General features: G+C 51.0%; 11 protein-coding genes and 3 pseudogenes. 3 read left to right on the top strand and 11 right to left on the bottom strand.

Annotation, left to right across the window (positions count from 1 at the left end):
• Positions 1 to 2: 2 nt before the first annotated feature.
• From P1L40_RS22200 to P1L40_RS22175, 6 genes are all read right to left on the bottom strand, one after another.
• Positions 3 to 392, bottom strand: a complete 390-nt coding sequence (locus P1L40_RS22200) for an IS630 family transposase (protein ID WP_379776976.1) — start codon at positions 390 to 392, stop codon at positions 3 to 5.
• A gap of 112 nt (positions 393 to 504) precedes the next feature.
• Positions 505 to 1,071, bottom strand: coding sequence for an IS630 family transposase (locus P1L40_RS22195; RefSeq protein WP_284011766.1), 567 nt, complete (start codon positions 1,069 to 1,071; stop codon positions 505 to 507).
• 241 nt (positions 1,072 to 1,312) lie between these two features.
• Positions 1,313 to 2,476 carry an ABC transporter permease gene (locus tag P1L40_RS22190; protein ID WP_284011630.1) on the bottom strand — a complete coding sequence of 388 codons (1,164 nt, stop codon included), beginning with the start codon at positions 2,474 to 2,476 and terminating at the stop codon, positions 1,313 to 1,315.
• Positions 2,477 to 2,480: 4 nt separating this feature from the next.
• A complete protein-coding gene (locus P1L40_RS22185; protein WP_284011629.1) occupies positions 2,481 to 3,167 on the bottom strand; it encodes an ABC transporter ATP-binding protein in 687 nt (228 codons plus the stop codon).
• Positions 3,164 to 4,690, bottom strand: a complete 1,527-nt coding sequence (locus P1L40_RS22180; protein WP_284011628.1) for a COG1361 family protein — start codon at positions 4,688 to 4,690, stop codon at positions 3,164 to 3,166. Before P1L40_RS22180 ends, P1L40_RS22185 begins: the two co-directional genes overlap by 4 nt.
• A gap of 375 nt (positions 4,691 to 5,065) precedes the next feature.
• Positions 5,066 to 7,786, bottom strand: a complete 2,721-nt coding sequence (locus tag P1L40_RS22175) for a PKD domain-containing protein (protein WP_284011627.1) — start codon at positions 7,784 to 7,786, stop codon at positions 5,066 to 5,068.
• Positions 7,787 to 8,220: 434 nt separating this feature from the next.
• Between P1L40_RS22175 and P1L40_RS22170 the strand changes: the two are divergent.
• A pseudogene (locus P1L40_RS22170) lies at positions 8,221 to 8,600 on the top strand (RNA-guided endonuclease InsQ/TnpB family protein); the annotation flags it as partial.
• Between the two features lie 198 nt (positions 8,601 to 8,798).
• Entirely contained in the window at positions 8,799 to 9,812 is a 1,014-nt protein-coding gene (locus tag P1L40_RS22165) for an IS110 family RNA-guided transposase (protein ID WP_284011626.1), read from the top strand.
• Positions 9,813 to 10,236: 424 nt separating this feature from the next.
• On the opposite strand, the gene P1L40_RS22160 is transcribed toward P1L40_RS22165, so the two are convergent.
• Positions 10,237 to 10,959, bottom strand: a complete 723-nt coding sequence (locus tag P1L40_RS22160; protein WP_284011625.1) for a CAP domain-containing protein — start codon at positions 10,957 to 10,959, stop codon at positions 10,237 to 10,239.
• A gap of 287 nt (positions 10,960 to 11,246) precedes the next feature.
• Positions 11,247 to 11,534 carry a transposase gene (locus P1L40_RS23645; protein ID WP_379776963.1) on the bottom strand — a complete coding sequence of 96 codons (288 nt, stop codon included), beginning with the start codon at positions 11,532 to 11,534 and terminating at the stop codon, positions 11,247 to 11,249.
• Here P1L40_RS23645 and P1L40_RS22150 point away from each other — a divergent pair.
• A pseudogene (locus P1L40_RS22150) lies at positions 11,466 to 12,349 on the top strand (IS1595 family transposase). The gene P1L40_RS23645 and the pseudogene P1L40_RS22150 overlap by 69 nt on opposite strands.
• Before the next feature lie 16 nt (positions 12,350 to 12,365).
• Here the strand turns inward: P1L40_RS22150 and P1L40_RS22145 are convergent.
• From P1L40_RS22145 to P1L40_RS22135, 3 genes and pseudogenes are all read right to left on the bottom strand, one after another.
• Positions 12,366 to 12,611 carry a transposase gene (locus P1L40_RS22145; protein ID WP_284011623.1) on the bottom strand — a complete coding sequence of 82 codons (246 nt, stop codon included), beginning with the start codon at positions 12,609 to 12,611 and terminating at the stop codon, positions 12,366 to 12,368.
• A gap of 76 nt (positions 12,612 to 12,687) precedes the next feature.
• Positions 12,688 to 13,140, bottom strand: a complete 453-nt coding sequence (locus tag P1L40_RS22140; RefSeq protein WP_419181210.1) for a helix-turn-helix domain-containing protein — start codon at positions 13,138 to 13,140, stop codon at positions 12,688 to 12,690.
• A 147-nt stretch (positions 13,141 to 13,287) separates the two neighbouring features.
• Positions 13,288 to 13,380: pseudogene (locus P1L40_RS22135) on the bottom strand (IS5/IS1182 family transposase); the annotation flags it as partial.
• Positions 13,381 to 13,517 lie beyond the last annotated feature (137 nt).

Genomic DNA, 13,517 nt, shown 5'->3' with positions numbered 1-13,517 from the left:
GATCACTGTAACCTCTGAATATTGTTGGGAAGAAACGTCTCGATCCAGTCAACAGCGAAGCTAAGCTTGTGACTCAGCCGAAGGAACGTCTCGGTGACGAACTCTCTGAAGTGGTCTTTCCCATCGAAGATCTTTGGTGAAATCTCGCGCTTGAGGTCTTTCCACAGCGGTTCGATCGCGTTCAGCGTCGGTGAGTACGGCGGGATGAAGAGAAACTCGATGCCGAGTTCGTCGGCCCACTGTTGGGTGAGTTTCGCGTGGTGAGAGCCGTAGTTATCGGCCACGAGCAGAATCCGACCCCGCGGATTCTGCTCGCGGATCTCTTCAAGCGCCTCAACGATCGTTTCCTTGATTAACCGCTCTTTGTACGTGATCACGCTCTGGCCAGTCAACGCATAGAAGCCAATCGACCGCTACGGCACCGTTACTAACGGTTTCTCTATCTGGACGGTGCGGTCGTACGACCACATCCGCTGAGAGTTCTCGAACGGCTGTGGCCACGCCTCATCGAAAAAATCCCAGCACGACAGGGTCTTCGTCCTCCTTTTCGTCTTCGTCTGTGTCCTCTCCGAACGCCTCGGACAGGCGCTCGGCGAGAATCGCCTCTGCATCGTCGGGACTGCGGGGGTCCATCGGCCGTGGTTTGGCGTAGTGCATGCCCGAGGCCCGCAGTTTTCGGGCGAGATGGGTCGGGTGGTAGGTAACGCCGTAGTGGTGTTCGATGAGTGTGTGAATCTCGCGTGGCGTCCACGGTTGGCCCTCTTCGAGGACTGCACAGAACTCGTCCCACTGTGCCGGGGTGAGCTTCGGCGGCCGACCGCCGCCGAAGCGTGGGCGTAGCCCCTCGATCCCGTTTTGATTCCACGCGCGTGCCCAGCGACTACTCGTCGGCTGAGAGACGCCGACAGCTGCTCCAGCCTGCTGTTGGGTCTTGCCTTCATAGAGGTTCTTCACGAAGCAGAGTCGCCGGACGAGATGCGTCTCGTCCGCCTTCTGGGCGTCATCGATCGCTTGGTCCAGCTCCGCGTTCAACAAGTGCTCAACGACTTCAAACCGACGTGATCCGTACATCACAGAGAATACGCTATCTGAGTATTCATCCGTTGCGCTGATGACTCCTGTGCCCGAGGCCGCGTCCACGCACGAGCACAAGTGTTCCTTGCACTGTGTCTGCGGATCGTCGTCGCAATCGCCAACTACGAGTGAGGATACAATCCTGGTCAAGAGAAACTCACGCTATAGACCGGTTCTATGACACGCTCGTATTGTCCAACTGTGCACGAAAATTGTCTCGTGAAGAGCTCGGAGAATGTTAGGCCCTGAGAGATTCTACCGGCCGATCATTCGCAGCCTTCCAAGCCGGGTACACCCCACTCAGCACACTCGCAAAGACAGCAAACACAAACCCATACAGTAGATATCTGGAACTAATCCACTGAAAAACTAATAGACCATCGCCGATCAGAACATCAAACAACACGAATCCAATGATAAGCGAAAGCACTGCTCCGGCGAGCCCACCGAATACCCCAAGGAGAGCTGCTTCAGCAAGGATCATACGCAGAACCTCTCTCCGGCGGACGCCGACGGCTCTAAGCACGCCAATTTCTCCCCGGCGCTCGATTGTACTCATTAACATAACATTGAGTATAGCTACACTAGCAACGAGTAGCGAGATACCACCAATCCCTAACAGACCAAGACGGAGTGCAGTAAAAAAGGACCGGAGTTGCTCCTGAACGCTAGCAAAACTCTGGACGCTCAGTATCTCTTCCTCTTCGCCTCTCACCTCCCGATTGAATTGAGCATCAATATTGTTGGCAAGGGTTTCGGCATCATCTCCGCTGCTTGCCATAATTGTAATAGAGCCGTAATATTCTTGTCCACTAAGTGCAGACATTGGAAGAACGAGTTCTCTACCACCGAACCCACCAAACCCACCACTATCCGCGCCAATAAACCCAATTATTCTGTACAGGTTACCATTGTATTCAACCGGATCGCCCATTTCGAGCCCAAGACGCTCAGCAGTATTCTCACTGATTAGTGCTCCTGATCGGAGTCGTTCCGGAGATTGCCCTTCCGAAACATTGTACATTGCATCCGCATTAGTAACTGCTGTTACCGTTACTCGAACTTCCTGCCCGTTCCTCGCAGTGATGACCGTTGAGTTCGATTTTTGTGGGATAACTGTCGCTTCACCAGCGATTCGCCGCATCTCCTCTACTTGGTCATCAGTTATCCCGGCAGTGTCGCTATCTTCGCCGGGTGAAACAGTTACTTCGTTGGCGAGATCACCTAGACTCGAAGTTGCTTGCTGTTGTAGTGCAGCACCGGCCATACCGATAGTAGCAATGGCGACTACTCCAATCACAATTCCCAGAGCGGCTAACCCGGTACGGATCCGATTTCTGCCAAGGTTTCGCCAAGCCATTAGTGCACTCGGGTACTGCCGAAGCAGGTTGGAAGGCTTCATTTGTCTATGTTTTCCGGTCTCTAACTTCGCCGTCAACAATTCTGACGACACGGTCAGTGAATTCCAGCATTTGATTATCGTGAGTTACCGCTACAATGGCAACGTTCTCTTCGTCTTTGAGCCTGGTTAATTCTTCAAGTATTGTTCGCCCAGTATCCTGATCTAAATTTCCTGTAGGCTCATCAGCTAGAACAATATCCGGCTGGTTTATCAGGGCTCGAGCAATCGCCACGCGTTGTTTCTGTCCACCTGATAATCGATCAGGGGTATGATCAAGCCGATCTGAGAGCCCGACACGCGATAATAATTCAATTGCACGGTCATGCCGGTCTACAGATGTATCCCACATAGAAGGGAGCTCCACGTTCTCGGTCGCAGTCAACATGGGTAAGAGATGGAATGATTGAAAAACAAACCCGATACTAGACCTACGCTCTTCAGTAAGCTCGTCTTCGGTGAATACACTAACCTCTTTACCATGATGTCTGACTGATCCTTCTGTCGGTGTATCAAGCAGACCGATAATATTCAACAAAGTACTTTTTCCAGACCCAGAAGGGCCTATGACAGTAACCATTTCACCATGGTCAGCGCTGAAGTCGACTCCTTTGAGTGCTTCGATGATTTCATCCCCATTACGATACCGTTTTATTACACCCTCCAGTTCAATGACTCTCTCATTCGAGGTCATTTATATAGTATGTATCCAGCCACTGCGAGGGCCAGTAGGCTAATTACAACTACGATCCAGATAGGGGAAATTGCGCTGATAGTTCCACCAAACAGCCCGGAATCGTTTGATTCCTGATTACTATCACCGCTATTAACCGAGCTGTTGCCCATCCTTGCATTAGATGTATTTGTTGATTCAAAATGAATGTATTGCGTTCTTGTTATCCGTTCATTGTCTGTGATATATGTAATATTAATTGGTATTTGAGAGACGTTAGATTGTATCTCAGCAGTGAGGTCAAACGTGGCAAACTCACTCGCCTCAACACTGCCAACGAAGTACTCACCGGATGGAGAAGTCGGGCTAATTCCCTCCGTATCGGCGACGGTAATTAAGACAGATTGTGTGTCAGAATTTCCAATATTGGCGGCTTCGCCTGAGACAGTAACCTGACGGCCCGACTGAGTTGTACTAACACTTGTAAGTCGTATTTCGCCGGAAACATCAGACTGTTCGCTTAGTGAGGTCTCGTACTCTCTTCCGGCAGCAGTGTATGTCGCGGTATATGTAACTTCCCCATCAACGGAGCTAGAAATGTCAAAATTCGTTAATTTTCTGGATTCGGGGCTAATATCTTCCACTAAATTGCGTGATAGAACTTGATCATCAGCCATTGCGGTCACCTCGACGTTATTTAGGTCCGTGTTTCCAAAATTCGTTAATTGCAAAGTAGTCAGACCAGACTGGTTACTTGTGCGGTTTACTCTCAGACCAGCTTCAACAACTGGTTCAACGACTTCGACATCAAATGTTTCAATAGATGTGCTTGTCCCACCACTAGCAGTTGAGTAAGTCACTCTAACGGTGAGATCTTTGATTCCCTCCTCTTTAAATGTCATATCATAGTTGAATACGCGCTCGCCACCAGAGTCGATAGCAGCTTCAACTTTCCGGACATTGCTAACGACCGCCCCTTCAAGAACTGTCATCTCGACCCCAGTAATTTGGTTATCATTTCCGTTGACAACAGTTAAATTAACCGGCGTTTCGTTTCCCGCAGCAATATCAGTGTCAGTCGAAAGTGAAACTTTAGTTTTGTTATTGTCTCTCACATCAACATAAACTGGCTTCTCAATTACAAACAACCCTCCATCAGGCCTGTACCCACGCATCACTACTGTGAGTTTTTTTTCACCAGTGCTCTCAAACTTCGTTGCGAAAGGGATCGAAATAGAGCCACCGGGACCAATTTCACCAAGATTGTCGGCCTCTGAAAAAGTTGATGGGCCCCGAACACTTACCGCAGTTACGTCAATTCCTCCAGCGCTACTCGGGGAGTTTCTAAGATTTGCAGTAATTATTGTCTGTTCATTTGGCTCTGGGTTCTCTGGAGAAACAGATATATTCCCGATCGTAGCATATGTTGATTCATTGGTGTTGGATGCCGTTTGGGCAGCTCCCGTAGCTACCAACGGAGCCAAAGGGCTCACAATGAGGAGGGCTACAATCATGCCGACCTGTGCGGTATCAGCAGAGACCATGTTTTATATCAATTTATGGACATTCTTTACACATATGTCTTTTGTTCTGGATCGACCTCGATAGAAAATTCGTACAACTAACGAGTGCTGAAGTGCGTGGAATCCAACTATCAGATTCGCGCCGGTTGTGGCGTTTAGGCTGCCAATCTGAACTCAGAGGGAATCGACGGCGGACCGGGAGAACGCTCGTTTCCCTCTACTGTGAACCGCCTCGGGGTCAAGCTCCGAGGCACTCGCCTTGCTCATCTGTAATCACACAGGCCCTACCAAACTCTACCGAAGACGGATCTATGTCCTCACAGGCGGTGAGCTACCCCTACCTCAAGGAACGAGCGGCTACGCCGTGAGTGAGTAGGTAGGGGTAGCTCATCCACGTTAGTACCCAAAGTAGATAGCTAATGATTTTAATATTGCATACGAAATGATGATTAAAGCAACAAGTGCCAACAGTATAGAGCGTAGAATCCCTAATGGCAAGACCGTCGCTACGCTGTTAGCCAATTTTCCGACGCGAGATTGTTGGTTTTCCACTGTGACTTTTCCAGCAGTTGTGTCATTAATACCGACAACTTTGTTGCCAGTCTGATCAAATGCATATACGAACATAACACTCTCCTGCCCACCTGCTGGAATTTCGACTCTTTTTGTGTCAGTAGTAGAGTTATTTATCGACAGTCCAGCTACAAATTCTGCCGTTGAGTCAGATGGGTTCTTAATTGTCGATTCAATTAAAACCGAGGACCCTGCCACAACAGATGTTTTGTTAATTGTTGCGTGTTGGACTTTGACCCGGTCTCCCACAGAAAGGTTATCATTAGGTCTCGAAGAGGACGTTTCACTTGTATCATTTGATTCTTGAGTTGCATTTGTTACAGCTATAGCAAATTGCGAGAATCCTGGAGAAGTGAGTCGGAAACGTGCCATATCGCCGGTATTACTTGCGCTGGGAACTGGGGAGGTAGGTATCTGTTCCCAAGTGTTTCCTTTTTGTCGTAGTACAGTCACATCAGATGGCGCTGCCCCCAAATCACGGATACGCTGCGTACTCACTCCTGCAGAAAGGGTCGCCTGCTGAAATGCTGACTCTGGTACGTCGTGCTCAACAGAGAACCCACCTACGATTTTTCTGTCTGAACTATCTGAGAGATCGGTCACAACCTGTGGGTCAGTTGTTGCGACTTGCAAACTAAAATCATCATATCTAGATGTAACAACTCCCATACTATCAATACTAAGGTTATTGTTCGCTGCTAATACACTATCTTGTGGACGAATACGTACTTCTTTGCCAGGGCTTGGATTATTAACTTGGATACGACTACTAGTTTCTGATGTATCTTGTGTCTGCGTCACTCGTGTATCCGGGTCAGTAACCCTACGGATGTTATCCATCTGGTCGGGAGTGATGTTCTCAACACTTTGGTTCGGGAGGTCAAGCGTTGCTGTCTCAGTTGCAGATTGGCCTGTATTGTCCGTCACGGTTAGTGCTACCAGATGAGTACCCGGAGACAAGCTTCTTTGGACTCGCATTCCATGAGCAGTCGTTCCATCTGCAAACTGCCAAGTATAATTTGCGATAGGGTTTTTGCTAGAGCTGTGTCTAGCATCGAAAACGTATGTCTGATTTTCAGATATTTCAAAGTCAATTGATATAACTGGCGTTGGGGGTTTTTTCGTGGTACCATTGCTAACTGCCGTTAAATCTGGAGAATAAGTGTTCCCCGAATCGTCTGTTATGCTATTAGGTTTGAAAACCAGTGTTCCGTTCGAGCTGTGTGAATATGTAGTGGCATATGTAAACGAGGACTCCTTGTTTAGACTGAAGTCCGACATATTCAATGTATCGCTTGTTGCCCCCTGCACTGAGATATCGATCTGACTCAGCCGCTCGGATGCCGTGAGGGATACAGCTGTTGTCCCTTTGTTTGTTCGAACAGCTGAAAACGAATCAACCTCGGGCGGGATACCATCCATCCCATCAACTACATATCTATTTGTGACGTTGTTCATTCCTGGTTTATACGTGTTACCAATCGTATCAACAATAGTCGCACTGGGCTTGACACGAACTAGAAGTTCTTCATCATTAACCGGCGAGCCCATCCGAACGATTGCAGTGGCATTTGAACCGTTTTCTGTGGTATTAAGACCACTTATTGGGTAAGTCCGAAGGGTGTCTAAGTCAACATTCTTGGCTTCAAAGTCCGATACCTCCGTTGCTGGCAGATCTGCGCCCGCAATTTGTATTTCGTTTTCTTGAATTGAGCTTTCGGCTACGTTCGTATCATCAGTGAAAGACAACGCTACAGATGTGTCATTAATGCGGCGGGCTCCAGCGAACGTTGGTCCTGTATTAGACAGTACAAACATTGGGCCTGGCCGAACGATTCGATTCCCGATCCGTCCTTCAGTATCTCGGATAGTAGCATTTTCATATAGACGAACTGTTAGAGATCCGTTATCCAAGGCGCCATCATTGAGATTTTTTGATAATACTAAGAGTACATAGGCGTTTTCGCCATCAGTTCTGGTTGCAGTATCAACCACTCTTCCTCTGTTAACGACGAAGTCATCTTTGTCAACCGTTGCTGTATCAATACCAGTCCCATCAGTCAAGTAGACTTCCAATATCGTCGTTTCACCAGGCTTCTGGTCCGGCCACTCGATAGATCCCTCATACTGCTCAACCCTTGTTGCGTCAGCCCAAGACGCATCTTGTATCTGTGGAGGATCTGCTGGAGCCTCAACAACGGCATTATATTCTCCAGTAAACTCATTGCCATTCGTATCTGAGATCTCAGTCTCATTGGTAGTAGAGATGGTAACAGCGGTGTTACCTGCATCCTCAATGAAGACATCTACTTCGGCATCAGTTCCATCATCTTCGGCAGTGACACCAACAACCCGGCCTGGACTGACTTGGAAGTCGTTTTGATTGATGGACGACTCGTCAACATCCATATTATCATCAATGTCAAGCTGTACCGTTTGCATGTCCACCCTTCTCTCGTCAACGATTTGCGGGGGAGCAAAATCTGCTTCGTCACTTTGCTGTAATTCATTTTTTGTTATATTTTTTCCTGCGCCAATATCCACCCCAAATGCAGCAACTAGTAGTATTACGGATAGGATTATAGACAAAGATCGTAAGGTCGTAACTGAAGGCCCTAGCGAATCCTGTCGGAGAACCCACAGCAGAGGCCTGGGGCGTTGCATTAATTGTGTATTTGATACTGACCACTAAAAAACATACGTGAATATTCCGATATCAGAAAGTTATCCCATACTTCGGCAGCAACCGATTGCCGACCCCTCCCCAGACACAGTAGGGCGAGATCTGTGCTATCTTGATACAGCGAGAGAATCCCGCCTTCCGGTGAGTGACGAGTGTTCCGACCCCACAGGTCGGAACCGAGAAGCGAACAGGGCGGGAGTGAATCGCGTAAGCTCTGGGGGAGGTCATCACTACTCGAACCTTTCAGCTGATAGCACGTTAAGCCCCCTCCCTCAAGGAGCACCGCACTCCACACAAGCGGCGTGATTTCCTGCACAAACTCTCGAACTACTACGCTCGGGAGTACGAACTGGTGGCGGTCGAAGACCTCGACGTGAAGGGGATGCTGAAATTGCCGCGTAACAGCCGTAATACGGCATCTGCGGCGTAGAACACCTTCACCGATATGCTCGGACACAAGTGTAAGCGTGAGGGCATACACTTCGTGGAAGTGGAACCTGACGGCACCACCAAAGAGTGCGCTCAGTGTGGCGTCGAAACTGACAAGCTGCTGTGGGGTGCGTGAACACTCCTGTCCAGCCTGTCGAGGTGGAAAGGGACGCAAACGCGGCGTGGAACATTCTTCTTCGCGGACTCTCAGAACTAGGAGTGGGTCACTCCGAAGGAACGCCTGTGACTCCATGAGAATTCTGCTAAAGTCCCTGGAGCGTGAAGTATGTCAGGGAGTGAAAGGTCGATCAGTCTCCTACGCCAAAGAGCGAGGGCCTGTGACGGACCAACCATGCGAAGGAACTGGAGAATTGGGATCGCAGCCCGGCTGCAAGCCCGAAGAGATGACGTTCCGCTTCACGCGTGCCACTCCAGAGGTGACCAATGACCGATCACTACGTGGGCATCGATGTCCATAAGACAGAGTCTCAGGTCGCAGTTATCGACGAGATGGGAGAAGTGACTGAAGAGGTTCGCGTCGAGAACGCGAACCTCGAAGAAATCGCACAGAAGTACGCAGGAAATGAAGCTGCGCTCGAAGCGACCAGCAACTACTTCACGATCTACGATACGCTCGACGAGTATCTCGATGTGACGCTCGCCAATCCGGTGAAAGCGGATTGGCTCGCTGGACAGAAACAGAAGAACGACCGTGTAGATGCGAAGCAGCTTGCACGGTTTCTCCGGTTGAACGAAGTCCCAGAGAGTTACGTGCCGTCAAGGAAGCTCAGAAGGTGTCGTGCGCTCGCACGTAGTCGGAAGAAGCTAGTCAACAAACGCACTGATTTCAAAAACGAAGTCAGCGCGTTGCTCGATCAGACCGGAAACGTGTATGATGGGAAACTTTGGACGGAGGGAGGGCGTGAGTTCTTGGCAGAACTCACGCTTGAAGAACCGTATGAGATGGTTTTAGACCAGTGGTTGGAGGCAGTTGATGAGTTCACGGTGAAAATTAAGCGACTTCAGCGGAAGATTGAGACGGTAGCGACAGAGTTAGAGGAGACAACGCTGTTGATGTCTGCTCCCGGTGTTGCTGCGTATTCGGGCGTAATGATCCTCTCCGAGCTGGGTGAGGTCGACCGATTTGATCGGTCGAGCGAAGCAGTGAGTTATGCCGGACTCGACCCGGTCGTCCGCGAGTCTGGGGACTCGCGGACTGAGCATGGGATCAGCAAGGAAGGAAACGGGTATTTGCGCTGGATTCTCGTCCAGTGTGCGAACACAGCAGTTCATAACGCGAAGGATCCGTACTTGAGTGAGTTCTACTGGCGGTTGCGTGAGACACGAAACAAGCCGCATAAAGTAGCGATCGTAGCAACAGCTCGCAAGCTGTTGGTGTCGCTGTTCCATATGCTCAGCCGTGAGGAACCAGACGATCCGCCGGGGGTGAGTGCCTGAGAGACGCTGTAGCGTCTCTCTTCGGTCGGGCTGGAGCATCATGAGCCACAGGTGACGCCATACAAGATGTCTCCGCACACCAGAAGGTCATCCCCTCACAGTGCCATAGTCTGGTGGTTTCTTGCTTTCTCTAGGTTGACACCGCGAGCAGCCCCAAATCATTATATCGCCAACGGTGGTTAGTTCAGGTAGCAGAATTCTCAGAGATGGAGACTGCGCTCCCTGCGGGAACTGCGGTTGTTCCTGCAACGCGCGTCGTCGAATCAGGAAGCCCCTGCTTCAAGGAACGAGCGACCATGCCGCGAGTAGTAGGCAGGGGTAGTTCACCTCGTATTCCCGCGCGGGAAGCTGCGCCGTTGTCGGGCTTTGCTCAACTGTCTGAGGAAGCTTCGCTGTCTTTCCGTTCACAGCGCAGAGGATGGCACTAGTCGCATAGATCAATGGTCACGTATACAAACCCATTGTCAGTTACATCAATTCCGATCCCCATGCGGCCAATCCCTTTCCTGAGGATACGGTTTTTGTGTGCTCCCTGTTCCATCCACTCCATAACCAGTGCCTGCGCAATTGCATTCTCGTCAGCTACGTGCCTCACTGTACCATCTTTATAATAAATACTATTGAGCTTTATATTACCAATAACTTCGAGTTGGTTACCTTCCGAAGATATAGCATGAGTTCCTGATGCTGACCGGAAACGGCATATGTCCGACAATCCACTATTGCGGTAGCGATCTGTACTTGAGATTCCATCAATAGAATGGGCAGAGCGATTTACCTCAGCCATTCTGCTACTGTGCTTTTTAGCAACTTCGTCTAATTTTTCAGACGTTCTTCCACTTGTTGATAGTCCGTTCAATCCTGCTTCTCTTCGTTTTGTATTTATAAGAATCGATATATTGTTTTTTACAGCTGTCTTATTGATATCGGTTGAAGAAGTCTCTACCTGATCAACAGACGGTTTTGGTGTGTTCGGTTTTGTAACAGTATGAGTCTGTACAGGAGCCTGTTCATTTGATTCCGATGTGCCAGCATCTCTATCGAGAATTGTTGTTGAATCATCCAGTTGCAGTCCGATAACAAAGCCAATCCCGACCGCTGCGAAAAATACGGCCAGCCCGACCACCAGTATAGTTTTGTTTCCCATCTATTTATATTCTCTCGTGAAGGGGTAGTAAATATTGTCCTGCAGAGCTGGTCCGGAATCCACGCACGCTTTTGCGTAGTCTCACATCCGTCTTTAACCGGGGACGGCAGGATCTCGTTGAGATAGTCTTCAGTCTCGCGGAGGCTTTTCTCCAGCTCGACGCGGGACAGAATCAACACGATCTGTACCCACTCGACGTACCCGCCGCGCCGTGAGTGGTCAGCGTAACTTCTGGACATCTGGAAGGAACGTCTCGATCCAGTCACTAGCGAAACTGACCTGCTGACTCAACCGGTGGAATGTCTCGGTGAGGAACTCTCAAAAGTGTCTTTATCCTCGAAGATCTCAGGAGAGATGTCTCGTTTGAGGTTTTTCCACAGCGGTTCGATCGCGTTCAACGTCGGTGAATACGGCGGCGCTCTTCTGTAGCGGATTGTTGGTGAGTTGGAGCAGTAGCTGGAAGTCACAGCGGGCAAGGGTGGCGCGGCCGCGCCACCCGACGAACGATGATGCCAATCAATGTGTTCGTCTCGGAGCGTCGGGCCGCGAATCTGCTGGCACAGATTCGCTGGCATGACGGCGTCTATTGCCCGCGCTGCCGTGCCGAATCGACGATTCGGTACGGCAGCTATCGGGTGTTTCAACGGTATCTGTGTAAGGATTGCGGCCGGACGTTCAACGACAAGACTGGCACGGTCTTCGAACACTCAACGATACCGCTCAGGAAGTGGTATCTCGCCGTCTACACGTATATCCGGCTGAACACGAGCATTCGACAACTGGATGCTGAACTCGCCGTGTCGTACAAGACAGTCTACCGGCGCGTCCAGCGCTTCCTGCGGGCGCTGGACGCGCCTCGGCCACAATTAGAAGGCCCAGTGGAAATCGACGAGTTGTACGTCAACGCAGGAAGAAGGGCCGCGAGCGCGACGACTGGTCGCGCTCGCGTGGCCTGTCCACGCGCGGTCGTGGAACGTATCACGAAGACAAGCCACCCGTGTTCATCCTCGCTGACCGCGGTAGTGGAGAAACCTACGTCCACCCGGCGAAAGCCGCTGATGAGTCAACGATTCGACTCCTGCTCGACGACCGCAAAGAGGAGTCGCTGACGGTCTATACTGACGGCTTTCGAGCGTACGAGCCACTCGACGAGGACGACGCATTCGACCGTCAGTACGTCGTCCACGGCGAGGGTGAATACGCTGATGGAGACGTGCACGTCAACACCTGCGAGAGCCACGCGTCGCTGGCGCGACGGTGGCTCTCGCCGCATCGAGGCGTCTCTAAAGACAAACTCACACCCTATCTCAGAGCGTTACAGCTTCGAAAACGCGTCCGCCGCAAACCCGGCGACGAAGCGCTCAAAACCATCCTCGAAGCTGCGCTATGACGCCACCAACAATCGCTTACCCAAGAGCGTACGGCGGAATGAAGAGGAACTCGATGCCGAGTTCGGCGGCCCGTTGCTGTGTGAGTTTCGCGTGGTGAGAGCCGTAGTTATCGGCCACGAGCAGAATCCGGCCCCGCGGATTCTGCTCGCGGATCTCCTCCAACGCCTCGACGATTGTCTCTTTGACCAACCGCTTTTTGAACGTAATCACACTCTTGCCAGTCAGCGCGTAGAAGCCGATCGACCGCCACAGAAACGTCACTAACGGCTTTGCGATTGTGACCGTCCGATCAAACGACCAGAGTCGCTGTGAATTCTCGAATGGTTGGGGCCACGCTTCATCGAAAAAACCCCAACACGATGGGGTCATCCTCCTCAGTATCGTGGTCGTCCTCGCCGAGCGCCTGACCGAGGCGCTCGGCGAGAGTCTCGTCTGCGTCGGCCGGACTGCGCGGATCCATCGGGAGCGGTTTCGCGTAGTTCATGCCTGCGGCACGGAGTTTCCGGCTGAGATGCGCCGGGTGGTAGGTAACGCCGTAGCGATCTTCAATCAAGGCGTGAATCGCTTGCGGTGTCCAAGGTCGACCCTCTTCGAGGATATCACAGAATTCATCAAATTGGGCGGGGGTGAGCTTCATCGGCCGGCCGCCGCCGAAGCTCGGGCGGAGTCCCTCTGGACCGCCATCATTCCACACGCGAGCCCATCGACGCGTCGTGGATCGAGAGACCCCGACGCGTCGCCCTGCCTGCTTGCGGGTATCCCCCTGATAGAAATTCTTGATGAAACACAACGCCTGACGAGACGGGTCTCGTCCGCCGACTGTGCATTTTCGATAGCCTCCTCGAGTTCTGTTTCCGACAAATGTCGCACTAACTCTCCGCTTTGACTGGTGTTCATTGAGAGCTGTACGCTTCCAGAGGGGTCAACTCTTTTGCAGACCACTCCCGGCGCGGGCGGGTACGTCTGGATCGTCAACGTGCTGTTTGGCAAGGTCTCGACACATCCACGCCAGCCGTCTGAGCGATACTATATCGCTAGACGGCATCCATTTCAGGGAGAAAGTGGCGGAATATATACAAGAGAGCCCCCTGTAGTCTTCCTCAATCGGACGCAAAACGAGGCAATTCAGCAACTACTGTGAAGGCCGTGGTATTACGCTTGTTCAGT

Origin of the sequence: Haloarcula pelagica, assembly GCF_030127105.1 — an archaeon.
GTDB lineage: Archaea > Halobacteriota > Halobacteria > Halobacteriales > Haloarculaceae > Haloarcula > Haloarcula pelagica.
Note: the sequence above shows the minus strand (reverse complement) of the source record. Positions and strands in the feature narration are given on the sequence as shown.

Bases quoted from the DNA above. Each gene is read 5' to 3' on its own strand.
- P1L40_RS22195 (WP_284011766.1), bottom strand. From the start codon at position 1,071: ATGTACGGATCACGTCGGTTTGAAGTCGTTGAGCACTTGTTGAACGCG.
- P1L40_RS22190 (WP_284011630.1), bottom strand. From the start codon at position 2,476: ATGAAGCCTTCCAACCTGCTTCGGCAGTACCCGAGTGCACTAATGGCT.
- P1L40_RS22185 (WP_284011629.1), bottom strand. From the start codon at position 3,167: ATGACCTCGAATGAGAGAGTCATTGAACTGGAGGGTGTAATAAAACGG.
- P1L40_RS22180 (WP_284011628.1), bottom strand. From the start codon at position 4,690: ATGGTCTCTGCTGATACCGCACAGGTCGGCATGATTGTAGCCCTCCTC.
- P1L40_RS22165 (WP_284011626.1), top strand. From the start codon at position 8,799: ATGACCGATCACTACGTGGGCATCGATGTCCATAAGACAGAGTCTCAG.
- P1L40_RS22160 (WP_284011625.1), bottom strand. From the start codon at position 10,959: ATGGGAAACAAAACTATACTGGTGGTCGGGCTGGCCGTATTTTTCGCA.
- P1L40_RS23645 (WP_379776963.1), bottom strand. From the start codon at position 11,534: ATGCCAGCGAATCTGTGCCAGCAGATTCGCGGCCCGACGCTCCGAGAC.